The 25,926-nt window shown below is 38.0% G+C and carries 17 protein-coding genes; 7 read left to right on the top strand and 10 right to left on the bottom strand.

The features are described from left to right. Positions 1-7 precede the first annotated feature (7 nt). The 4 genes from Q1K34_RS03810 (at position 8) to Q1K34_RS03795 (ending at position 7,200) form a co-directional block, all read left to right on the top strand. The gene (locus Q1K34_RS03810; protein WP_300434725.1) at positions 8-1,615 is read left to right on the top strand and encodes a RagB/SusD family nutrient uptake outer membrane protein; all 1,608 of its coding nucleotides are present in this window, start codon (positions 8-10) and stop codon (positions 1,613-1,615) included. An 18-nt stretch (positions 1,616-1,633) separates the two neighbouring features. Then, positions 1,634-2,779 carry a SusF/SusE family outer membrane protein gene (locus tag Q1K34_RS03805; RefSeq protein WP_300434722.1) on the top strand — a complete coding sequence of 382 codons (1,146 nt, stop codon included), beginning with the start codon at positions 1,634-1,636 and terminating at the stop codon, positions 2,777-2,779. A gap of 58 nt (positions 2,780-2,837) precedes the next feature. Beyond that, complete coding sequence (locus tag Q1K34_RS03800; protein WP_300434719.1) at positions 2,838-4,280, top strand: alpha-amylase; 1,443 nt, start codon at positions 2,838-2,840, stop codon at positions 4,278-4,280. A gap of 364 nt (positions 4,281-4,644) precedes the next feature. After that, positions 4,645-7,200, top strand: coding sequence for an adenosylcobalamin-dependent ribonucleoside-diphosphate reductase (locus tag Q1K34_RS03795; RefSeq protein WP_300434716.1), 2,556 nt, complete (start codon positions 4,645-4,647; stop codon positions 7,198-7,200). Between the two features lie 810 nt (positions 7,201-8,010). Here the strand turns inward: Q1K34_RS03795 and Q1K34_RS03790 are convergent. The 3 genes from Q1K34_RS03790 to Q1K34_RS03780 form a co-directional block, all read right to left on the bottom strand. Then, positions 8,011-10,596: a cellulase family glycosylhydrolase gene (locus Q1K34_RS03790; protein ID WP_300434713.1), complete on the bottom strand. Its 2,586-nt coding sequence runs from the start codon at positions 10,594-10,596 to the stop codon at positions 8,011-8,013. An 18-nt stretch (positions 10,597-10,614) separates the two neighbouring features. Continuing rightward, entirely contained in the window at positions 10,615-11,487 is an 873-nt protein-coding gene (locus Q1K34_RS03785) for a TIM barrel protein (protein ID WP_300434711.1), read from the bottom strand. Between the two features lie 103 nt (positions 11,488-11,590). Continuing rightward, entirely contained in the window at positions 11,591-12,295 is a 705-nt protein-coding gene (locus Q1K34_RS03780; protein ID WP_300434709.1) for an NUDIX domain-containing protein, read from the bottom strand. Between the two features lie 110 nt (positions 12,296-12,405). Between Q1K34_RS03780 and galK the strand changes: the two genes are divergently transcribed. The 3 genes from galK to Q1K34_RS03765 are packed head-to-tail and all read left to right on the top strand — an operon-like array spanning position 12,406 to position 15,628. Beyond that, positions 12,406-13,569, top strand: a complete 1,164-nt coding sequence (gene galK / locus Q1K34_RS03775; protein WP_300434706.1) for a galactokinase — start codon at positions 12,406-12,408, stop codon at positions 13,567-13,569. A gap of 3 nt (positions 13,570-13,572) precedes the next feature. Further along, positions 13,573-14,613 carry a UDP-glucose--hexose-1-phosphate uridylyltransferase gene (locus tag Q1K34_RS03770; protein WP_300434704.1) on the top strand — a complete coding sequence of 347 codons (1,041 nt, stop codon included), beginning with the start codon at positions 13,573-13,575 and terminating at the stop codon, positions 14,611-14,613. A gap of 1 nt (position 14,614) precedes the next feature. Continuing rightward, complete coding sequence (locus Q1K34_RS03765) at positions 14,615-15,628, top strand: LacI family DNA-binding transcriptional regulator (protein ID WP_300434701.1); 1,014 nt, start codon at positions 14,615-14,617, stop codon at positions 15,626-15,628. A gap of 119 nt (positions 15,629-15,747) precedes the next feature. On the opposite strand, the gene Q1K34_RS03760 is transcribed toward Q1K34_RS03765, so the two are convergent. The 7 genes from Q1K34_RS03760 to Q1K34_RS03730 form a co-directional block, all read right to left on the bottom strand. Further along, a complete protein-coding gene (locus Q1K34_RS03760) occupies positions 15,748-17,397 on the bottom strand; it encodes a solute:sodium symporter family transporter (protein WP_300434698.1) in 1,650 nt (549 codons plus the stop codon). Between the two features lie 36 nt (positions 17,398-17,433). After that, on the bottom strand, positions 17,434-18,429 hold the full coding sequence (locus Q1K34_RS03755) for an aldose epimerase family protein (protein WP_300434695.1): 996 nt from the start codon (positions 18,427-18,429) through the stop codon (positions 17,434-17,436). Between the two features lie 4 nt (positions 18,430-18,433). Next, on the bottom strand, positions 18,434-20,254 hold the full coding sequence (locus Q1K34_RS03750; protein WP_300434692.1) for a DUF885 domain-containing protein: 1,821 nt from the start codon (positions 20,252-20,254) through the stop codon (positions 18,434-18,436). A 4-nt stretch (positions 20,255-20,258) separates the two neighbouring features. Then, on the bottom strand, positions 20,259-22,112 hold the full coding sequence (locus Q1K34_RS03745) for a CocE/NonD family hydrolase (RefSeq protein ID WP_300434689.1): 1,854 nt from the start codon (positions 22,110-22,112) through the stop codon (positions 20,259-20,261). A 489-nt stretch (positions 22,113-22,601) separates the two neighbouring features. Further along, complete coding sequence (gene tilS, locus Q1K34_RS03740; RefSeq protein WP_300434686.1) at positions 22,602-23,915, bottom strand: tRNA lysidine(34) synthetase TilS; 1,314 nt, start codon at positions 23,913-23,915, stop codon at positions 22,602-22,604. A gap of 97 nt (positions 23,916-24,012) precedes the next feature. Then, positions 24,013-25,305 carry an aminodeoxychorismate synthase component I gene (gene pabB, locus Q1K34_RS03735; RefSeq protein ID WP_300434683.1) on the bottom strand — a complete coding sequence of 431 codons (1,293 nt, stop codon included), beginning with the start codon at positions 25,303-25,305 and terminating at the stop codon, positions 24,013-24,015. Continuing rightward, entirely contained in the window at positions 25,306-25,839 is a 534-nt protein-coding gene (locus tag Q1K34_RS03730; protein ID WP_300434680.1) for an NADPH-dependent FMN reductase, read from the bottom strand. Between the last annotated feature and the right edge of the window lie 87 nt (positions 25,840-25,926).

Raw genomic sequence — 25,926 nt, 5'->3', positions numbered from 1 at the left:
TAAAACAATGGGTAATAAATTTAAATACACGCTACTGGTTTTCTTTGGTTTGGCCATATTATGGTCTTGCGAGAGTGAATTAGATCTTAAGCCGGAAGATAACAGGCAAACTGCGGCTTCAGCTTTTGAAGACCCTGAAGCTTATAGGCAGTTTTTAGCAAAACTCTATGCTGGCTTTGCTGTTAGCGGTCAGGATGGACCCGCTGGAGACCCTGACCTTTCAGGATTAGATGAAGGATTTTCTCAGTATATGCGTTTGTACTGGAAAATGCAGGAATTAACAACAGATGAGGCAGTAATTGGATGGAATGATGGAACCATAAAAGATCTCCACTCACAAACCTGGACTTCTGGAAACGAATTCATTAGAACTATGTACTCCAGGATCATGTACCAAATTGCTCAAAGCAATGAATTCCTGAGACAAACTGAACCCGGAGCACTCGATTCCAGAGGGGTAGACGATAATTTGAGGCAAGAAATAGATATTTATAGAGCTGAAGCCAGGTTTCTTAGAGCTTTGAGTTACTGGCACGCACTGGATCTTTTTGGTAATCCACCTTTTGTGACTGAAGAAAGTCCTGTGGGTGCTTTTTTACCAGAGCAAATTCAAAGTGCTGAACTTTTCGATTATATAGAAAGTGAATTACTGGCAATAGAAAGCACTTTGGTAGCAGCCAGGCAACATGAATATGGACGTGCAGACAAGGCCGCGGCCTGGATGCTTTTATCTAAGCTTTATCTTAATGCTGAAAAATATTCTGGCGAAACACGATATGCTGATGTAATTACCTATACAGAAAAAGTTATCAATGCCGGTTATGGCCTGGTAGACGATTACCAGAAGTTATTTCTTGCTGATAATAATACGAACGGTGCGCAAGAGGAAGTTATATTCCCTATTACTTTTGACGGTCTTAATACTCAGGCCTACGGCGGTTTAACTTTCGTTATCCATGCCTCGGTTGGTGGGGAAATGAATCCTGATGATTTTGGAATCAATGGCGGATGGGCTGGACTTAGAACCACTTCTGCACTGGTAAACAAATTTTTGGATGATAATGATAATCCTATTGAAGAGGTTGAGGACGAACGTGCACTTTTCTTTACTGAAGGCCAAACAAAAGAAATTGAAGACATTTCCAGTTTCACAGATGGTTATGCTGTAACAAAATTTAAAAATGTAGATGTTAATGGAAATCCAGGATCAGATCCTACAGGAGACTTTCCGGATACCGATTTTCCAATGTTCCGTCTTGCAGATGCCTATTTAATGTACGCAGAAGCTGTGTTAAGAGGTGGTGGCGGTAGTCAGCAGACTGCTATTGGCTATATAAACCAATTGAGGCAACGTGCTCTTGGAGATGATAACAATATAAGCGCTACTGACCTTGATCTTGATTTTATCATTGATGAAAGAGCCCGGGAACTCTACTGGGAAGCACATCGCAGAACAGATTTAATACGTTTTAACCTATTCTCTGAAAGAGGTATCTGGCCATATAAAGGCGGAGTGCCACAAGGTGCCACTACAGAAGCTTTTAGGGACCTCATGCCAATACCGGCTTCAGATTTAGGGGTAAACACCAACTTAGTACAAAATCCAGGATATTAATATTATAAAAGATTCAAAATGAAAAAGTTTTTAATTTTATTTCTAACAATAATTGCCTTTGGAGGATTTACCTCCTGTGAGCATGATGACGATGTTGTTTTTGTAGCACAACCAGATCCGGAAGGCGTGGCGTTTACTAATTCTTTTGCAGAAAATTATACGTTAATTTCTGCAGCGTCTAACAACCTGGCAGAAAGGTTTGTATGGAACGAAGTGAATTTTGATGCACCAACTACAGTAACCTATGAATTACAGGCTTCTACGACTTCAGATTTTAGTGATCTTGTAGTTATAGGTACTACTTCTGAAACTAACATGGGCGTTACCGTAGGCCAAATGATGGATCTTGCCGAAGATGCTGGTCTTGACAATGATCCTACTACCGCAGAATTGCCAAATTCAGGACAAATATTCTTCAGGGTTCGAGCCTATGCCGGCACAGATGGCAGCAATGGATTGGTAGAAACCTCGCAGGTAAAATCGCTTAGTGTTACATTGCCTGAAATTGGGGAAGAAGAAGAGGAAACCAAAACAGAATTGTTCCTGGTAGGTAGTGCTACCGCCGCAGGTTGGGATAATAATAATAACAATACACCGCTTTTCAGAGATTCAGAAAATGATAATCTATATTATTTCCAGGGTAATTTTACTGCGGGTGAATTTAAATTACTGGAAATAAGAGGAATGTGGCAGCCACAATGGGGAACCGATGATGGAACAACTCTGGCCGTAAACCCTGGAGATGGAACAGATCCGGGAGTTTTTGCCATTGATTCTGAAGGATATTACAGTTATACTTTTAATACAGATGACATGACCTTCACTAAGGAATCTATTGACGCAAGCAGTGCTGATACTTATGGAAGTATTGGTGTAATTGGTACGGCAACTACCGGCACCGATGAAGGATGGAACGCTGATATGGACCTTACTCAATCCTCTTTTAATCCGCATATCTGGTATAGCACAGAAATGCAATTATTTGACGGAGAAATGAAGTTCAGGGCAAATGATGCCTGGGATGTAAATTGGGGTGGCGACACCGAAATAAGTGGAAAAAGCACAATGAATGGTCCTAATATTCCAGTAAGTGAAGGAACTTATGAGATTTGGTTCAATGATCTTGATGGCAGGTATATTCTTATTCCTGTTGGAGAGGAATAAAACCAGAAAAATAAAAAGGCTGCCTGAAGTGCAGCCTTTTTATTAAAAAATACAACTTATGAAAACTATATATAAATCGGTTTTAGTACTCATCTTCTCAGTTATCTTATCTTCCTGTTCTGAAGATGATGATAACCAGGTAGTTGATCCTACAGATGATGTTACCGAAATTCCGGAGAACCCGGAACCTAAAGCTATAGACCTTTCTGCTTATGACAATGGCAGCAGAGTGATGATGCAGGCATTTTACTGGGATGTGGAACCACGTTTTGAATGGTGGAACAATCTTTCTGATAAAGTTCCTGGTTGGGCAGATGCCGGTGTAGATCGCATATGGCTCCCCCCTGCGTCCAAAGGCCAGTCCGGTGGATATTCCATGGGATATGACCCTTCAGATTATTTCGACTTTGGTAATTTTGAACAACATGGTACGGTAGAAACCAGGTTTGGTTCCCGTGAGGAATTAGAAAATCTTATTTCTGTCGCACACGATAACAAACTTGAGGTGATTGCAGATATCGTGCTTAATCATAATTCTGGTGGCGGACTTCAGTACAATCCTTTCCGCGATAAGGAAACTTATACCTTATTTGATGAAGAACATGGAAATGCTTCGGGAATGTTCAATAGAAATTTTAATCATTTTCATCCTAACGATATTAGCCAAAGTGATCCAGGTAACCTTTTCTTTTCAGAGCAGGATGTAGATCATGATGTACCTTATGTTCAGGAATGGTTCTGGGAGAAGGATAATTCTGTCGCGAAATATTACAAAAATACCATGGGCTTTGATGGCTGGCGTTTTGATTATGTAAAAGGTTTTGAACCATGGGTAGTAACAGAATGGCTGGATGAAGTTGGAGGATTTTCAGTAGGTGAGAATTTTGACGGAAACCCGGATGTTCTTAGGGATTGGATAGAAGCTTCAGGTTCTCCGGCATTCGATTTTTCAACTTTTTACAAATTAGAAGAAAGCCTGGATCGTTTTGAAGACCTTTCCAATCTGGAAAAGGATATGTTATGGAAGACACATCCTGAAAAAGCTGTGACTTTTACCGCAAATCACGATACAGAGAAAGATGAAAATGTAGATAATTATATTGCTTCAGAAAATAAATTAAAAGCCTATGCATATATTCTAACGCATCCAGGTTATCCAACTATTTTTTATCTAGATTATGAAAATGCTGATTTTCAGGAAGAAATAAAAAGAATGATCATCATTCATAACAGTATCGCCACCGGAGATACAGAAATTCTTTATTCAGATAAAGACGAGTATATAATGAAAAGAAGCGGTACGGGTTCAAATCCTGGATTAATTCTGTATATTAGCCTCAATAATAATACAAAAAGACGAACAGTAAGTTCTAATTGGAATAATGTTACCCTCATGGATTACAGTGGTAACACAACATACAACCCTACCTCCGATGAAAATGGGATGGTTCAGATTGAAGTACCGGCAAATGGATATGCCATTTATTCAATCACTGAATAAACCTTTTATTTTGAATTTTCATAGGTGTTAATTCAATGAAGGCCCCGTCGTAACTGACGGGGCTTCTTTTTTTTGGAATATTCCTATCTTCCCTATAATTATCCATATAAATTTTCGAAGTTTTCGTTTGGAATTTCAATTCTTATCCACAATAATTAGAAAGGACAAAAATTCAAACCTCTAAATAATTATTTTCATTATTTGTCAACTTTTTATTGTTAGTAAATTTTCAATTAATTGATTTTCAGCCTACTAACATATTTTTCTTGATAACTTTTTTTGGACCACTTGTAAATTATATGAATTCTTTGTTTAGTTTTATACCACTCGAATAACGAAATTCTAACTTAAAAATCTCATTTATATGCCTGTACAAGAAAAACCAGTCGTTCCAAATACATATACACAGGAACAGGCTTATGAAGCATCTCTGGAATACTTCAAAGGAGATGACCTGGCTGCCAGGGTTTGGGTTAACAAATATGCCCTTAAAGATTCTGAAGGAAACATTTATGAACTTACCCCTGATGATATGCACAGGCGTATCGCAAAAGAAATTGCGCGCGTTGAAAAGAAGTATCCCAACCCGATGAGTGAGGATGAAGTTTTCGATCTAATTAAAAATTTCAAATATATCGTACCACAGGGAAGCCCTATGGCAGGAATTGGGAATCCTTACCAGGTTGGTTCGCTTTCCAACTGTTTTGTAATAGGGAATGATGGTGTTTCAGATTCTTATGGTGGTATTATGAAAATTGACCAGGAGCAGGTACAATTGATGAAACGCCGCGGTGGAGTTGGGCATGACCTTTCCCATATACGCCCAAAAGGATCGGCGGTTAAGAACTCAGCCCTTACATCTACTGGTATTGTTCCGTTTATGGAGCGTTACTCTAATTCGACCAGGGAAGTAGCTCAGGACGGTCGTCGTGGAGCACTTATGCTATCTGTTTCTATAAATCATCCAGATGCGGAAGATTTTATCGATGCTAAAATGGAACAGGGAAAAGTCACAGGCGCCAATGTTTCTGTAAGGATTGATGATGACTTTATGAAAGCGGTTAAAAACAACGGAAATTATACGCAGAAGTATCCTGTTTTCAGCAAAGAGCCAAAATTCTCAAAAGATATTGAAGCTGAAAAGCTTTGGAAGAAAATTGTTCATAACGCATGGAAATCGGCTGAACCGGGGATTTTATTCTGGGATACCGTGATTAATGAATCAGTGCCAGATTGCTATGCAGATCTAGGGTATAAAACAGTATCTACAAACCCATGTGGTGAAATCCCTTTGTGTCCATACGACTCCTGCCGTTTACTGGCAATTAACCTGTTTTCTTATGTAGAAGAGCCGTTTACAGATAAAGCGCATTTCAACTTCGATTTATTTAAAAAACACGTGGGTGCTGCACAAAGGATCATGGATGATATTATTGATCTGGAACTGGAAAAGATCGACAATATTTTGTCTAAAATTGATGCCGATCCCGAAAATGAGGAAATCAAAGCAGTAGAAAAAAATCTCTGGCTGAACATTCGTAAAAAAGCCTATGAAGGCAGAAGAACCGGAATTGGTATCACTGCGGAAGGAGATATGCTTGCTGGCCTTGGAATTAAATATGGTAGTAAGGAAGGAATCGATTTTTCAGTAGATATTCATAAAAAGATCGCACTTGCCGCTTACCGTGCTTCCGTAGATACCGCCAAGGAACGAGGCGCTTTTTCAATCTTCGATTCTGAAAGGGAAAAAGAGAATCCCTTTATTTTAAGACTGAAGGAAGCTGATGAAAAGCTTTATTATGATATGCTGGAATACGGGAGAAGAAATATTGCCCTTCTTACCATTGCTCCTACCGGTACTACCAGTTTAATGACGCAGACTACTTCTGGAATTGAGCCGGTTTTTCTTCCTGTTTATAAAAGACGAAGAAAAGTAAATCCTAACGATAAAAATTCACGGGTAGATTTTGTAGACGAAGTTGGGGATTCCTGGGAAGAATATGTAGTTTTTCACCATCGATTCAAAGAGTGGATGACGGCTAATGGGCATGATATCAATAAGAATTACTCTCAGGAAGAACTTGACAAACTGGTGAAGTTATCTCCTTATTATCAGGCTACTTCTAACGACGTGGATTGGCTAAGTAAAGTGAAAATGCAGGGAGCCGTACAAAAGTGGATAGATCATTCTATAAGTGTAACCATCAACCTGCCGAATAATGTAGATGAAGACCTGGTAGGGAAACTTTACCTGGAAGCATGGGAAGCCGGATGTAAAGGAGTTACTGTTTATCGTGACGGTTCAAGATCTGGTGTACTAATCTCTAATGAAGAGAAAAAAGAAGAGGAAACAGAGGAGAATTCAGGAGGATTCCCGCTAAAACGTCCTCAAACCTTAACCGCTGATGTGGTACGCTTCCAGAATAATAAGGATAAATGGATCGCTTTTATCGGACTGGTGGATGGTCGTCCTTATGAGATCTTTACAGGTTTTGCAGATGATGAAGAAGGAATTTTAATTCCGCGTTGGGTAAATGAAGGCCTAATCATTAAAAACAGAAATGAAGACGGAACCTCACGCTACGATTTTCAGTATCAAAATAAAAGAGGCTACAAAACTACCATTGAAGGGCTTTCGCATAAATTCAATCCTGAATTCTGGAATTACGCAAAATTGATTTCCAGTACGCTAAGGCATGGAATGTCTATAGATAATGTGGTAGACCTCATTAACAGTTTACAGTTGAACAGTGAATCTATCAATACCTGGAAAAATGGTGTGGTAAGAGCGCTTAAACGCTACATCGCCGACGGAACTGTGGCCAAAAAGGAAAAATGTGCAAACTGTAATTCTTCCAATTTAATTTACCAGGAAGGATGCTTGACCTGTAAGGACTGTGGTTCTTCGAAATGTGGTTAATATTCTGTGTTAATTGTAAAAAGGCTTCCCATTTTGGAAGCCTTTTTTGTTACTAAGAAACTTGTCATTCCGATACGCAACGTAACGGAGTGAGAAATCTTTTAAAAAATACCAACTTAAAGAGATCTCTCCCTTTGGTCGAGATGACTTTTATTAGCTCAAACATATAAAAACATGTCTTTGCGAGCGGAGTGATATCGGAGTGAAGCAAACTTAGGACAAGATATAGCAAATATGGGACTGCCGCGCTACACTGCGTTTCGCTCGCAGTGACACCCACATCCAAGTGCATAATACTCCTAATAACAATTGGCTTCCAAAGATCATTTTCGATACGAAGCACAACGGAGTGAGAAATCTTTTAAATAATACCAACTTAAAGAGATCTCTCCCTTTGGTCGAGATGACTTTTATTAGCTCAAACATATAAAAACATGTCTTTGCGAGCGGAGTGATATCGGAGTGAAGCAAACTTAGGACAAGATATAGCAAATATGGGACTGCCGCGCTACACTGCGTTTCGCTCGCAGTGACACCCACATCCAAGTGCATAATACTCCTAATAACAATTGGCTTCCAAAGATCATTTTCGATACAAAGCACAACGGAGTGAGAAATCTTTTAAATAATACTAACTTAAAAGAGATCTCTCCCTTTGGTCGATATGACAATAAGAAAGTTTATTTAAGTGAAATAAGAAATCATTTAAATTACTTCGTCCCTCCAAATGACATTCCAACTTTGTCATTTCGATACGTAGCGCAGCGAAGTGAGAAATCTTTATTGATAATAATTTATTGATAACTGATATTACTCCAATCTTATACTTCGAATTCCAACTGAATGAGGTTTTTGGAGATTCTCATTTTCAATGCCAGGTCCAATAGAAAACTGAATGCTTTCTATATCTTCCATCTTTAAATCACCGGTATAAGAATGATCAAAATAATAAGGTAAAAAGCCTGGGTAAGGTCTTGGAAGTGTTACCGTCTTTACTGGTTTTAGATCTTCCAGTTTGATCTCGATCTCCTCAACTTCATTATTCAGTTCAATTATTTTTCCAAATGATGCTCCGTTATTCATCACCAAAGCGATCATCAATTTTTCCTGATCGTCCCCGAGAGCCCTGCCGGTAAAAATCAGTTTATCTTTTCCTGAAAGATCCCGGTTAGCTGTTTTTTTCTGAAAATTATATCTAAATGAATAATCGTAAACTGGTTTTGCATTGGTATTCTCGACATCCTCTTTAAATAAACTATCAATCTTCACCTGGAATTCAGCTTCATTTTCATTCAACGGAACCAGGTTATTTTCCGGAGACCAGCCAATGACCATATTTTCTGAATCTGTAGCAGCATTAAAAAGCGAAATTGGAGCATCTTTCTTTAAAATTCTGGTTTGATAGGTAGCCTCTAAATGAAAATCCCAATCTGAAGGATTGCCCTTTGCTCTACCGGGGAACGTAATAGTATCTTCGGCTGTGGAAACAATGATTCGATATTTTAGAAAACCGTTTTTGAGAAGTTTCTCAGGAACTTTAGCCGTAAAATCGTAATTATTGGTCGGCTTTAATTCTGTAGATTCATAAACATTACCATTCTGAAACCATGCCTCTACTTTTTTAATCTCTTTATTTGAAACTATGGTAGCTTCAATATTAAGATCTTCAGTAGTTGTTGAGACCTGAACGGGCTCATGAATTAAATAGGTTTTATCTACTGTACTTTCCCTGGCTTCAAATCCATTAAAAGGAAAATTTAAAAGATTCTCAGCTTCAGAAATATTAAAATCTTTACCTGCAGATTTCACCATATAGGTTCCGGGAGGAATTTTAAAAGTTTTCCCTTCAGCAGTCATCTTCAAATCATTACCCTGATTCAAACCTGAAATTTGAAAATCTTCTCCCAGATCATTTAGTTTTAGTTCCATGATATTCTCCTTCCAACTAATTACCGAAACTGTTTTATCCAGACTATTGCTTCCGAAGGGATTTTGGATAAGAATAGGATCTGGCATTACTTCCAGTCTCCATACACCATCTTCCAGTTTATCGAGAAAATAAGCTCCCTTGCCATTATATTTTATGAGTCTGGAATTCCCATGTCCCGCAATTTGCTTTAATTCAGATAGATTTCTGGGAGCAATATCGTTGGTATTTGTATAAATAAAAGACGCTCCTGAATTATAACTAGCGATATCCCCCTTATAGCTGATCTTAAAATCACCAAACTCGAGGTTTTCAGGATAAGTTCCCAAATCACTATTCATAGGCACTTCATGAAATACTTTTGAAGCAATCATGAGTGCTAAAGCTTTATGCGGAGTATAATTAAGGTTCATATAATGTGTATTATACTCGGTATTTGCATAGGCCAAAAATGTGGGATCATAAGCAAAATGGGTAGCTATTTGGATTCCGGCTTCCCGGAAACTCCCTGCCATGGCAGGATACATATAAGACTTGTTCACATCTGCCGCATCAAATTCATACACGAGTTTAGCCTTATTATTTGCTTCAATAACCTCGTTAAAAGGGATATTATAATCATTAACATTCGGCAGAAGATTTCCTTCCAGTTCCTTCTGAAATCCTAAACCCGTGGGATACCATTGAAAAGTTCCTCCCTGGATATTAGAAGTAAAATAAGTCTCTGCCAGTTGCACACTATGACTCACATTATAGAAAATTGGCTTTTCAGTACCCGTTTTTCGCATTGCTGAAACCATCTTATTGATAAAGCTTTTTACTTCCTGAGGAGTCCCCCGGTGGTGTGGTTCATTGCTAACCTCAAAAGCGATTAAATTTGGTTCATTTTTATAGGCAATCCCGGTATATGGATTCACATGATCCAGAAATTGTGATAAGTAATTCTGCTGCGCTTTGATCGCTTGAGGATGGGTTAAACTTCCTTCTTTCCCATATTTATTAGAAAATCCCGGGGTGTCTTCATCAGGTTCCGGCCAGCCATTTCCCCAGTAAGCAATGGGAGTGATCACAAAATTGATGTTTCGTTTCTTTAATTCACTAAGCAAATAATCAAAAGTTTCTAAATGCTCATTTTCAATAAGATTTCCTTTTTCATCACTAATCTCGGTATCCCAAACATGAAGTCGGTAAAGGTCGAAACCCAATCGGGTGAAATGATAAATATCTTTATCTATTTCCGCTTTGATATCCAATCCTTTCTTCTCAGCAGATCTGTACGCATGGGCAAAAGGCGCAGAATAATTCACCCCGAAACCATGAACTTCCTCATTGGATCCCCCCCATCGCATTACCCCTTCTTTATCTACATAAACATCAGACTTGGAATTATTTTGGGCGATCATTCCGGAGGAAAGAAAAGTAAAGGCAATAAAAATCAGTCTAAAATTGAATTTTAGGTAATTCATCATTAAATATTTTTAAAAAAATTAAATATCACAGATCTCAATTCCCTCTTTTAAGGCAGCCAGCTTATCTTCATAGGTAGGAATAAATTCCTGGGCTACATAGCCATTGAATCCTGTATCATAAATGGCTTGTATAATAGCAGGATAATTTAACTCCTGGGAATCGTTAATTTCGTGCCGGCCGGGAACGCCGCCGGTGTGATAATGGTTAATAAATTGGTGGTTTTCACGAATCGTCCTTATTACGTCACCTTCCATAATTTGCATATGGTATATGTCGTAGAGAAGTTTAAAATTAGATTTATTTAGTGATTCTGCCAGCTTTACACCCCATGCTGTATGATCGCACATATAATCTGGATGATCTACCTTGCTATTAAGCAGTTCCATGACGAGATTCACCTGGTGCTTTTCAGCATAATCCAAAAGCGGACTTAAGCCAGAAACACAATTTTTAATTCCGGTTTCTTCATCCATCCCATTTCGGTTCCCGGAAAAGCAAATAACATTTTTAATCTTATGCTCTGAAGCTTTTTTAATAAGTCCTTTATACTGCTCCTGTAGTTTTTGATGGTTTGAAGGATCGTTAAAACCTTCTGTGATACTGGCAAAATCATCAGTCGCCATAGAACAAACCAGGCCTTCTTTTTCAACGGTTTCCCATTCTGAAGGCTTTAAAAGATCTATGGCCACAATACCCATTTTAGCACAGGCTTTAGCAAATCTATCTAAGGGAATATCCTGATAGCACCACCGGCACACGGAATGCTTTATTTTTCCGGAAAGGGAAGAATGTTCGGAAGATGTTTGCGAGGTGCTTAATTCTGAAGCGATCACTCCGGAAAAGCTGCTAATACTTAAAATTCCCGCCCCCAGGCCCAGATTTTTAAGCATAATTCGTCGATTTAGTTTATCAGCCATAATTAATAAATTTCTTAAAAATAACAATAAATGTACATATTACAGTTATTAATCAGAAAAAAAATATCAGGCTGAACTATGCTATTTCAAAAATATAACCTGACTTTAAAAGTTTCTGATAATTTTCGTAATTGAATTTATACAAAAAAGCCCCTCTTTTACTACCAGTCTTATCTTTTTCATCCAGCTTTTCAAGAACATTTAAAGACAGTACCTTTTTTCTAAAATTTCTGGCATCGAGCTCCCGCTGATAAATAGCTTCATAAAGACTCTGTAATTGCGGAATGGTAAATTTCTCTGGTAACAACTCAAATCCAATAGGTTTGTACCTGGCATTATGTTTAAGCTGTAATAATGCGTCATGAACCATTTCATTATGGTCCAAAATTAATAAGGGTAAATGATCTATTTCATACCATTTAGCCCCATGTTCTTCTACTAATTTTTCATCATACTGGTCAATTCTTATTAACGCATACTGAGCTACTGAGATACAACGATAGCCGGGATCACGATCCTTTTTACCATAGCTCTTCAATTGTTGCATAAAAACATTTTCCAGGCCTGTAGCCTCTCTCAATACCCTTTGTCCTGCTATCTCCAGATCTTCGTCTAACCTAACAAAACTTCCTATTAAAGACCACTCACCTTCTAACGGCGCTAGCTTCCTTCTAAAAACTAATAATTTTAATTTTCCATCTTGAAATCCGAAAATAATACAGTCTGTTGCCACATACATCTTTTCTTTGACTTGATAGAGATCACTGGTATTTTGGCTCATATTCGATGTAAATTTTGATAAAGATAGATAATCTGAAATTTTATTGAAATAAAAAATGAATGTATATTTTACATTTATTATATTTGAATGTTATCCTAAAATAATTTGTTTTGACCAATATCAGATCTTTTAGATCCAAGCCACACATCTTTGAAAATTTAAAACCAGAGGTAATCATAGAGTCCCCAGGCCGTATAAACCTCATTGGAGAACATACCGACTATAATAATGGGTTTGTGATGCCCACGGCCATCGATAAAAAAATAATCTTAAAGTTCCAGAAGAATCACACTGAGAATTTTTGCCGTATCTATAGTGAAACTTTTGAAAAAGGTTTTGAATTCCATTTAGATAAAGAATTAAAAAAAGCCTCGGGTTGGGAAGACTATATTTTAGGAGTAGTAAAGGAACTTCTTGATAAGGGTGCCGAACTTAGTGGGTTTGACTGTCTCATACATAGTCAACTTCCTGTGGGTGCCGGCATTAGTTCTTCCGCAGCTTTAGAATGCGGGATTGCTAGCGGATTAAATGAACTTTTTGAACTTGGCTTGAAAGATGTGGAAATTGTAAAATTATCCCAGAAAGCTGAAAATGATTTTGTAGGTTCTAATTGTGGCATCATGGATCAATTCTCCTCTGTAATGAGTATCAAGGGTAAAATAATTATGCTGGACTGCAGAAGTCTGGAAGCTGAATTTATTAAAGCCGATTTTAAAAACTGCAAATTACTACTACTCAACACCAATGTGTCACATAACCTGGCCGATAGTGATTATAATTCCAGGCGGAAAGAATGTGAAGCCGCGGTTGCTATTATTCAGAAGGAGAAGCCAGACGTACAATCACTTAGGGATGTAAGTTTTGAAATGCTGGAAAAATTTAAAAATAAACTTCAGGGCAAAATGTATGAGAGATGCCTGTATGTTTTAAAAGAAAATGAAAGGGTTTTAAAAGCCGCTAAAACATTAAAATCCAGAAACCTTAAAGACTTCGGAAAATTGATGTATGCCTCCCACGAAGGTTTGCAACACAATTATGAAGTGAGCTGCCCGGAACTGGATTTTCTGGTTGATTATTCCAGGGACCATGAATTTATTTACGGGTCTCGAATGATGGGCGGCGGGTTTGGAGGCTGTACCATTAATCTTATTGAAGAGGATAAAATTGATAAATATGTTCGTGAAGTTACTTCAGCATATTACAAAAAATTTAAAATAAAGCTGGATGCCATTAGTGTACATCCCGATGAAGGCACTAAAATCTTCAAAACTTAGACAATGAATAATGAACTAAATAATAAGCCACATAGACGCTACAATATTTTAACAGGAGAATGGATCCTGGTCTCACCACACAGAACCAAGCGTCCCTGGCAGGGAAAGACCGAAGAAAATAAATCTATAAAAAAAGAGACCTATGATCCCTCCTGCTATTTATGCCCGGGAAATACCCGTGCTAGCGGAGATACAAATCCCCATTATAAGGAGCCATATTCATTTGTAAACGATTTCTCTTCACTGCTTCCGGATACTCCGGAAATCAATTTTCAAAATGGTCTTTTAAAGGCTGAAAGTGAAAAAGGTATCTGTAAAGTGGTATGCTTCTCACCAGATCATTCGCTAACTCTGCCGCTTATGGAGGAAGAAGATATTACCAAAGTGATCCGGATGTGGAAAAAAGAATATCTGGATTTAGGTTCTGGTGAAGATATTAATTATGTCCAGATTTTTGAAAACAAAGGCGCTATCATGGGATGCAGTAATCCGCATCCACACGGGCAGATATGGTCGCAATCCTCCGTGCCTACCGAAGTTTTGAAAAAGTCGGTAAAATTAAAAGAATACTGGAAAGAAAATAAACGAAGCCTGCTATCTGATTATATAAAACAGGAACTGGAAGCCGGAGAAAGGATACTTGAAGAAAATGAGCATTTTGTAGCCCTTATCCCTTATTGGGCGGTTTGGCCATTTGAAGCGATGATTGTTCCGAAAAGACATCTTCAGCATATTGGCCAATTGAGCGAAGCCGAAGAAAAAGCCTTTGCTGAAATTCTGAAAAGGCTTACCGTTAAATATGACAATCTTTTTGAGACATCGTTCCCATATTCTTCAGGAATACATCAGAGCCCTACAGACGGGAAGGAATATCCAGAATGGCATTTTCATATGAGTTTTTATCCGCCGTTATTGCGTTCAGCAACTGTAAAGAAATTTATGGTAGGTTATGAAATGTTTGCAGGACCACAGCGGGATATTACTGCAGAACAAGCGGCAAAAAGATTAAATGAACTTCCGGAATTGCATTACCTTAAGCATTGATATGGATAAAAATCTGACACTTAAAGAGCTTGCAAAATTGCTAAATGTTTCGATAAGCACTGTATCAAAAGCTTTAAGTGGAAGCCCAGAAATAAGTCTTGAAACAAAAGAAAGAGTTCAGACTCTTGCCAAAACATTAAATTATGTTCCTAATAGCCTTGGAAGAAATTTAAAATTCAGTCAAACAAAAACTATTGGAGTAATTATCCCAGATATCTTATCTCACTTTTTTGCAAAAGCCTTATACGGTATGGAATTAATGGCGAGCGAACTAGGTTATAAGATTATCATTGCAATATCCAACGATTCTCTTAATAAGGAACGTGATAGCATACAAACCCTTATTTCGGGTAGTGTAGACGGAATTATTATGTCTCTATCCCAGGAAACCCAGGCTAAAATGGAGATCGAACATCTAAAAGATGTACTGGATCATCAAATCCCTCTGGTTCTTTTTGACCGGGTACTCTCCATAATCCCCTGCGACAAAATCAGTATAAATGATTTTACTCAGGCTGAACAGGCCACCATGGAACTGATAGATGCAGGATGCAACAAAATAACCTATATGACAGGTATTCCAAACACCAGTGTGGATGATCAAAGAAAACAGGGATACCTCAACGCGGTAAAAAAATTTGGTCTTCCTAAGCAAGTAATAAAGTTTGACCAAAAGAATTTTCCCCATGCTATTCTTAAGGATCTTCTTCAGCAAAATAAAATTGATGCAGCCATAGCAGCAGATGAACTTTCAGCAATCTTAATAATGAAAAGTGTAATCCAATCAGGTTTCATAATTCCTGATGATATTTCAATAATAGGATTTACCAATGGAATAATGGGAGAGAATTTTCTGCCTTCACTCAGCACAGTAGATCAACATGAAGAAAAGCAAGGATGTTTAGCGATGGAAACTATAATAGCACGAATTCAGGGGAAACTCCCTGAAACCCCGGTTCATTACAAGCTTAAGACTTCCATTATTCACCGCGAATCTACTCGAAATTATTCTTAATGAGAAAAGCGAAGATATAATCTCGTATTTTACTACAGTATATTAAAACTCACTATAACGGAGCTAATCTAGCTTTTCATAGTCAAAGGTGATCTAGAGCATCTCTCTGAAATACAGGTTTATGCAAAATAAGCGTAGATGCCTATAACAACAACTATAATAGCAACTCCTACAGGCTTTACATATTTCCATGGTGTAATATCTACCTGTTTGGTATGCTCCTGAAGGTATGGCTGTTTTCTTGGCCATATTTTTCCAATTATGAGCATAATCGCAACATTTAATGTGAAAAGTATTGCCATAACATCCAGGAAGTGAGGATAGGCACTTGCTTCAATAGCCGCCAACTCGGCAACCTCGGTTACACCATTCATTTCTGCATCTGAGACAGCCTCTGCCTGATAATATGGTTGTAAAACGAACTGGCTAATTATATATAAAACAGACCCGGAAATAACTCCGATTTTAGCGGCAATAGCCGGCACATATTTAGTGAGATAACCCACTACAATGATGGTTAGGATTGGAATACTGTAAATACCATTAACCTCCTGTAGGTAAGCAAATAAACTCCCGGCATCCGCAATAAAAGGAGCTATAAACATAGCGGCTATAGCTAAAAAGGTTCCAAAAATTTTACCGTATTTCACAACGGTTTTTTCGTTGGCGTCTTTATTAATGTGTTGTTTATAGATATCAATTCCGAATAAAGTAACCGAACTGTTAAGCACACTATTGAAAGAACTTAAAATTGCTCCAAAAATTACAGCCGCAAAGAATCCTATTAATGTACTTGGTAAAACCCGATTGACCAGTAAAGGATAAGCTTCATCGGCATTTTCAAGATCTGCTCCAAAAATATGGAAAGCAATGATCCCGGGAAGCACCACAATTAAAGGCCCTAAAATTTTTATAAAGGAGGCCAACATTAAACCTTTCTGACCTTCTTTTAGATTTTTTGCTGCCAGGGCACGCTGTATAATTTGTTGATTAGTGCCCCAATAGAATAATTGTACTAACATCATTCCTGTAAATAATGTATGAAATGGCACAGGACTGGTTTCAGAACCCATAGATTGGAACTTTTCAGGATTTGAATCCATCAAAGTAGAAACACCTTCAAAGAAATTACCATCTCCAATGATAATCAAACCAAAAACCGGCACTAGAACCCCACCAATAAGAAGACCAATTGCATTAATACTATCTGAAACAGCAACTGCTTTTAAGCCTCCAAATACAGCATAAATAGATCCTACAATCCCTATTCCCCAAACACATATCTTTATAGCAGCATCATCTGAAACATCAAGTAAAGCAGGAACATCAAACATTCCACTTATAGCTACGGAACCGGAGTACAGAATAATTGGAAGAAGGACTACAACATAGCCCGTTAAAAACAAGGCAGAAGTTAAGGTTTTAGTGGTAACATCGTATCGTTCAGCCAAAAATTGAGGAACGGTGGTAAGCCCACCTTTTAAATATCTGGGCAAAAGGAATATGGCGGTGACTACTATAGCTATTGCAGCTAATGTTTCCCACGCCATTACAGAAAGACCATTTGCATAAGAACTTCCATTCAACCCAACTATCTGTTCAGTAGATAAATTGGTAAGTAATAAAGATCCGGCTATCACCCCTGCGGTAAGACTTCTTCCCCCTAGAAAATAACCATCGCTGGTAGATTCATCAGTTTTTCTGGTTGCAAAATAAGCTATTATAGCTACCAGGGCAGTAAAACCCACGAAGGATAGAATTCCAATCATAACTTTTTCTTAAAATTTCGTTTAAATATAGAATTATTATTTTACAGAAAAAGCAAAAGCGATGTTGTTTTCATACAATTCACCAGGCTTTAATAAACTTGATGGAAAATTTCTAAAATTGGGGGCATCGGGATAATTCTGTGCCTCCAGCGCCACTGCCGGATATTTTTCATCTATTTCACTAAGATAAACCCATGAACCGGGTAAAGTTTCAGGTGAATACACTACCACAACCGACTGATTGCTAGTCAATTTCATCTTGATACCACTTAAAGGAGAGAATAACTGTGCCTGTATTTCATCATCTACCACATCCAGCACGTAGACATCATCAAGTTCCCTATTTCCAAGGATTTTGTTCTCACGGTAATCTTTAGGCTTCTTCTTTAATTTAGTGAGATTCCCGGTGGGTAATTTGTTTTCGTCGAGCTCTAAGATTTTGGATGCATTTATCTGCATAAAATGATCGCTTACACTCCCGCCCCCATTCAGATTAAAATAGGAATGATTGGTAATATTTACAATGGTATTTTTATCTGTCTTCGCCGTATAAGAGATCTTCAGCTCATCTTCTTCAGTAAGTGTATATTTAGCCTTTACCTGTAAACTTCCCGGATATCCTTCTTCCATATGCTTACTGGTATAGGAAAGAGTTACTGAAGGATTTTCCCCTTCTTCTATTTTATCTATGTTCCAGAGTTTATACTGAAAACCAGATTCGCCGCCATGTAAATGAACGCCATCATCGTGGTATAATTGATATTCCTCATCGCCTATTTTAAATTCCCCCTTAGCAATACGACCTGCAAACCTACCTATCGTCGCCCCAAAACATTTATTTTCGTCATGATATTCCTGCTTTAAGTAATCCTCAGCTTGCTTAGGTCCCACCACCAGGTCTATGAGCTTATCATTTTTATTGTGCATCTTAAAACTAAAGATGCTTGCACCGTAGTTCAGGATTTGTAACCGACTTTTATTCGAATTCACTAGGTCTATGATCTTAAGATCTGTTGGTTGGATAGCGCTCAAGTTTTTATTTTTTTGATCTCACCCAGGAATCTACTCTGGATTCAAGAATGGTAAGTGGCAAGGCCCCATCTGTTAACACTACATCATGAAATTCTTTGATATCAAAATTATCCCCCAGTTCCTTTTTAGCCCTTTCTCTTAGATCGAGGATTTTATTCATACCAATTTTATAAGCAGTTGCCTGTCCCGGCATTACAATATGTCTTTCCACCATCTTCACGCAGGCACTTTCGGCGGCAGGAGTATTCTTTTTATAATAATCTATAGCTTCCTGTCTCGTCCATTTTTTAGAATGGATCCCGGTATCTACCACAAGCCTGCAGGATCGCCAAAGTTCCATCGCCAACCTTCCAAAATCTGAATAAGGATCTTTATAGAACCCAATTTCCTTTGGAATATATTCACTGTAAAGTCCCCAGCCTTCTACATAGGCAGTAAAGAAACTGAACTTCCTAAAATCTGGGATACTATCCAGTTCCTGGGCGATGGCAATTTGCATATGATGCCCGGGAATACCTTCATGATAAGCAAGGGCTTCCATCTCATATTTCGGCATCGCCTGCATATCGTATAAATTCGCGTAATACGTCCCGGGTCTGGAACCGTCTATGGCTGGTTGTTGATAAAAAGCTTTCCCGGCACTTTTTTCACGGAAAGGTTCTACCGCTTTCACCACGATATCTGCCTCTGGTCTGGTATTAAAAAGCTGTGGCAGCCTGGTTTTCATTGCATTTATAATGTTTTTAGCCTCTTTTAGATAAGCAGCTTTTCCCGCATCAGTATTTTCATAGTAGAATTGCTCATCTGTCTTCATGAATTCAAAGAAATCCTGTAAAGTTCCTTCAAAACCAACTTCTTCCATGATCTTTTCCATTTCACCATGAATCCTGGCTACTTCATTTAAGCCTATCTCATGGATCTCATCTGCGGAAAGATTGGTGGTAGTAACTCTGGCCAAAGCATTACTATAGAATTCTTCTCCTTTTGGAAATTTCCAAACTCCAGCTTCATCGGTAGCCCTTTTTTGCTGGTTTTCCAGAAACTCCACCAGGCTTTTATACGCAGGTTGCACATGATCTACCAGGGCCGTTTCCGCTTCGTTGATAAGCCCGGTTTTTTGTTCTTTAGAAATATTTAGCTTTTCTATCTTAGAACTGAAATCTTCCATTAAGGTACTGGCTTCCGCAGAATTGGTAAAAGGTTTTCCCTTTATAATATTTCTGGAAGCGTCCAGTGTTCTGTCAAAAACAAATTTTGGTGGTATAATCCCATTCTGCTCTCTTATTTTAAGCTGTTCAATGATATCATTCATTACTTTTTCTAAACCAACAAGCCGCGATATGTATGCTTTTGCATCTGGCACAGAATCTATCTGATGCATATTTATTAAAAATGCCGGCAATTCTGCATGATACCCATGCATTTGATTTACAGGATAATTGTAAAAACGAAAATCATAATCTTCTATCTCATTTTTCACCTGTCTTTTGTAAAGAGCAAAACTCAATTTTGTCTCCTCATTCAGTGACGCTGTATCTACTTTATCTAAGTGATCCAAACGTTGTTTGGCCTGCTCAAGATCTTCGGCATACTTTAGATTTGAAAAATCATCCCATTTTCCATAATCGGTTTTTATGCCCATCCGGGTTTTCATCATTGGCGATTCTTCGAGCTCCTTTTGAAACTCTCTCTCGAAGTAATCATTTAATTCCGCAGAAGTTTTTTTAATTTCTTCTTCGGAATAATTACCACTCTCAGTATTCTCTCCGCAGGAAATAACAGTGGCACTGAATAAGATTAAAAAAAAGCTATTTTTAATTTTCATATTTCTACTCTTCTAATACCGAAAATTTAATTGCGGAATCTCCATAAACCGTATGCGTTTGCTTCTGAAAATCCTCTTCCTCCGCTTCAAAAATATTCTCTACATAAGTCTGCGGGTTTCTATCTATTAAGGGGAACCAGGTACTTTGAATTTGAATCTGAAGTTTATGCCCTTTCTTGAAGGTATGGTTTATACCCTGTAACGTAATATTCACATCGGTTTTTTTATTGGGTTCAAAAGCTTCCGGATCCTCAAAACTATTTCTAAACCTACCGCGCATTACCTCACTTCTCACCATCATATGGTAATTGCTCATTTTTAAATGAGGCATGGTTTCTTCATAATTTTCAGCATCGGGAGGATATACATCTATTACTTTCACTACCCAGTCTGCTGCAGTTCCTGTAGTGGCAACTTTTAACATGGCTTCGATAGGACCGGCAACTTTCATATCTTCCTCCAGAACTTGGGTCTCGAAAACCAGCACATCTGGCCTTCTCGCAGCAAAACGCTGATCTCCCGTCATATATTCCCGCGGCGTAAACACCATTTTGATCTCATTATTGTAGGAAACAGGTTTCTCGGGATCACTTATAAATTCTTCCTCATTATTGGTGGGCGCGTCAGTTAATTTCTGGTCATCTCCCAAATAAAAAGTTTTTGCTGAAGTATTATTAGGAGGCCATTCAGCATAATCATTCCATTGTCTAAGACCTGTATCATAGATATGAGCTTCAGGAAGCCTAAGCTTATCCTTTGTTTTTTTCTTCAGAAAATGATTGAAAAATTCAGTTTCATAATCCCTTTGAAAATGAGATGAAATACTATCCCCAAAATAAACATTTCCTACCCCCTGTCTTCCTGACTCTCGTGCCCAGTCACCGTGGCTCCATGGTCCAAAAACTATGCTATTATAATTATCGCTATTTTCTTCTATAGTTTTATAAATGGCAAATGGCCCGTAAAGATCTTCGGCATCAAATAATCCCCCAACGACCATTACTGCTGCTTTGATATCTTTTAAATGCTGAACGATGCCCCGCTTTTGCCAAAATTCATCATAATTGGGATGTTCTTTTAATTGTTGCCAGAATTCATTGTCTTCTTTATAATATTCGTCAAGATTGCTCAATGGCCCCTGGTCCAAAAAGAACTGATATTGATCTTCTGTTCCCAGTTCTGGAAAATCATACCAGGCTGTGTCTGTTGGTTTATCATGCTGGTATCCAAATACCGCCGTTGCTCTCCAGTAACTTAAAAGATAAGCACCATTATGATGAAAATCATCAAAAAAGAAATCACCAATACTCGCTTGTGGTGAAGCTGCTTTTAAAGCCGGATGACCACTCAGCAAGGAATAAGTCGCATAGAATCCAGGATAAGAAATCCCCCAGGTACCAACACGTCCATTATTATTTTCAACATTATTAATAAGCCATTCTATGGTATCGTAAGTATCGCTGGCTTCATCCACCTCTTTTCCTTTTTTATTCGGAATATAGGCACGCATATTATCATATTTCCCTTCACTCATCCATCTACCACGAACATCCTGGTACACGATGATATTTCCCTCTTTCATCATAATTTCATTAGGGCCTATTTTAGATCGAAACTGATCTTTACCATAAGGCCGCGAACTATAAGGTGTACGTTGCATTATGATTGGATATTCCTGAGAAGTATCTTTAGGAGTATAAATGGTGGTATGAAGTTTAACACCATCCCTCATGGGAATAGCTACTTCCATTTTATCATAATTTGCTTTTACATCGTATTCGGTTTCAGATTGTGCGAAAACCGGGTTGATCACAAACACGAAAAGAATTGTAAACAGGGGGTATTTGAATATTTTCATTTAGTGGAAATTTTTAAAAGTTCCTAAAGATAGAAATTAGCCCTTTAAACCTAAAAGAAAAATGATTTTATCCTTCACCTGCTTTGACAGTATAGAATAACCTAAAAACTCTGGATTTTTCAACACGCAGTGCAGCAAAAGGAGAAATCTATAGAAAACATATATTAAAGATTACTTCCTTTGGTCGAGATGACAAAAAATAACCATTCGTTATATACGTAGCGAAGCTGCTGAAAAGAGATTTTTTCACTATCGTAATTTTCGAAAAAACAAATATCTATTGAAGGCCACGAACGCACTAATGATAAAGGATTCGTGCATTCGTGGCTAATAAATCTTAAAAGATTAAAAATAACACTCTGTCATCACCACCAAAGAGAGATCTCATTTAGATTTGAGATCACAGCAAGGGATTTTCCTTCGCCGTGCTTCGTCGAAATGACAACCACACACTAAACACTAAGCTTAAGTATAGTATTTATTGAGTTTCTAGGTAATACAGATTTTAAGGATCTTTGTATCTGAATCTTCCACAGCAAAGCGATTATCGGCACGGTGATTTATGATCCAGACTATTTCATCATCGGAACATAGTATCCAGGTATGTTCTTTTTCCGGTAGGGAAAACTTCTCATCTTTAAAAAAATCACTTAATTTTTTTTTGCCCTTCATCCCAAATGGGTAAAAGAAATCACCTTTTTTCCATTTTCTGATCACTAAAGGAAATTTCAGTTTTTGCTCTGGCACATAAATACAACTTTGTGATCCCTGTTCAATTTTATCCACCTCATCTATATGGAAAGTTCCCATTTCCGGGATCATTACCAGATCTTCTCCTTTACTGAGCGTATATTCTTTATTCACAGCCTTTTCCAGACGCTCAGTTAATAACAATGAATTCCTGTCTTTAATTAAGCGGTGAGAATTAGATAAAACCATCTTTCCTGTTTGAGCATCCATAAGATTATAAACATCATCCCACTCGGTAAAACCAAAAGATTTTAATAGCTGATATAAGATCTGTTTTTGATTTGGTACTTTCTTCAGAAATGGAATATCTACAGCATAGCCGTATTTATCTTTCTTAACCAATTTTGGATAAAGCAGGCTTATATAATCTTCCACCAGATCCAGGCTTTCCTGCAGGTGTTCCTGTGTTTTAGCAAAACTATCCAGCAGCTGAGGATTGATCTCTTCCATTACCGGGATGATCTGGTTCCTTATTTTATTCCGCATATATTTATCTGAACCATTGCTGCTGTCTTCCCTCCACTTATAGTTTTTCCTTCTGGCGTAAGTTTCTATCTCTGTCCGCGTAAAAGTTAATAGAGGCCTTACAATATTGTCCCTTTCATTCTTAATTCCCGTAAGACCTTCAGGTCCGGTGCCGCGAATAAGATTGATCAAAAAAGTTTCCAGATTATCATTGGCATGATGTGCGGTAAGCGTATAATCACAATGTACGGCGCTACTAAGTTCAGAAAAATATTCATAGCGCAGGTCCCGCGCCGCCATTTGAACAGATATCTTATGATTTTCTGCAAAGCTTTGGGTGTCAAAACTTTCCGTATATACTTCTACATCAAGAAAATCGGCCAGGTCTATTACAAATTTTTCATCTGCATCGCTTTCATCACCACGAAGATTAAAATTGCAATGTGCCATAGAAAAATCCAGTTTTGCAGCATGGCATAAATGAGCCAGCACCACGCTATCTACCCCACCACTAACCGCGAGCAACAGCTTACTTCCACATAAATAGGGATAGTGAGTTTTTATAAGATTTTTAAAGGCTTTTTCCATTGTTTCCCAAATATACAAATGCCCCTCCTAAATCCTCCTCAGCGGAAAGGACTTTTTTTCAAAGAATTGATTATGAAAAACTACAATATTTAAATATCTACAGATTGGTAAGTACCTCCCGCATTGCTTTTGCTTTTAGAAGACATTCTTCATACTCTTTCTCAGGATCAGATAGAGCCGTTATGGCTCCACCTACAGAAAAAGAAAGGTATTTATTTTCTGAATTATAGAGAATGCTACGAATTACCACGTTAAAATCGAAATCACCATCAGGTGTGAAATACCCCACCGCTCCGCTGTATAGTCCGCGCTTGGATTCTTCCAGCTCCTCTATGATCTTCATGGCAGAAATTTTAGGAGCACCGGTCATACTTCCCATGGGAAAACTGGTACGCAAAGCTTCTACCGGCGGAATTTCATCTGCTATTTCAGCAGTTACACTGGAGATTAACTGATGTACCTGTTTAAAAGTGTACACTTTACAAAGTTCTTCTACCGATACACTGCCTTTTTTGGCAATTCTGGAAAGATCATTCCTAACCAGGTCTACGATCATCACATTTTCAGACTGCTCTTTTGGATCTCTGCCAAGTTCTGCAGCGATCTTTTGATCTTCTTCAGGATCCCGTGATCTCCTGGCAGTTCCCTTTATAGGCTGAGTTACTAATTTTGTTCCTTTTTTCTTTAAATATCGTTCCGGTGAAGCCGAAATAAGATTGAAATTTTCCAGCTTTAGATAGGCTGCAAACGGTGGAGAGGAGATCTCATTTAATGACCTAAATATATTAAACGGATCTATATGTATATTCCCGGCATAGAATTCCTGGCAAAAATTGGCTTCATAAATATCTCCTCGATGAATATGGTTCAGCATCAAACCGACCTTTTCCAGATATCCTTCTTTAGAAATGCGAGCTTCTACTTTTACCGGGATATGTGCAGAAGCCGATTCTATGATACAATTTTTAATATCATTAAAATCATCTTTGATTTCATTATCCACCATCCTCAAATAATGGAATTCCACCTGATCCTCTTTGATAAAAATCAATTTCTGTGGCTGAAAAAAGTATAGCTCCGGGAAATGAAGTCCGTCGTAATTTGAAGATTTCAGTCTTTCCACATCATTTTTCAGATCATAGCTCAAATATCCAAAGATCCAGTCGGCCGTGGTTTCCTGGTATTCTTTCAGCTTATCAAAAGCATTTACATGATCTGTCTTTATCGCAGTGAAGGCTTCTACGGCCAGAATTGCTTCATACTCTCCTGTTTTAGAATCATACTCATTACTGTCCAGCCACGCAATTTCCTGAAACTGTCTGCCCCAGGACAATAATTGCTCTTTAAATTTTTTGGACTCTTTTACTGAAAATACTCTCGCAGTTCGCACTTAACTCTCAATTTGGTGCGCAAAGGTAGTAAGCACATCCTCAATTCCCATATGCAGTACCTCGTTTGTTACTTTTCTATCCTGAAAATTATCTTTAAAAGATGGCAGACTAAAACTTTCGATCACATCTCCCCCAAACCTTCCGAAAATATTTTTTGTGTATTCCAAAGAAGATTTTGCACCTCTTTTTCCGGGAGATGTACTAATAAGTAGAATTTTCTTTCCTTCTAAAAAGGTTTTATTCAAGCGGGAAAGCCAGTCTATGAGATTTTTAAAAAACGCCGAAGGACCGCCGTTATGCTCGTTTACGGCAATTATCAAAGCATCGCTTTCAGCAATTACATTCTTGATGATCGTAGCATTTATTGGAAAGCCCTCATTTTTTTCAATATCCTGACTGTAGATGGGCAGCGGATATTCTGTGAGTTTAATTTCTTTTATTTCATGGTTTTGAATTCTCTCCACCACATGATCCAGCAATTGCTGGTTTATGGACGCGCTGCTGTTGGAACCGGCAAAGGCAAGAACTTTCATAGGAATCAATTTTGCCTAAAAATACCTAAAATTTAGTTAGCCTGAGGTATTCCTTTTTGTTACTCTCTGTGGTTTTGTAACTTTAAA

The organism is Christiangramia sp. (assembly GCF_029937855.1).
In the GTDB taxonomy this organism is placed as follows: Bacteria; Bacteroidota; Bacteroidia; order Flavobacteriales; family Flavobacteriaceae; genus Christiangramia.
The sequence above is the reverse complement of the archived record's forward strand: the minus strand, read 5'-3'. Positions and strand labels throughout refer to the sequence as shown.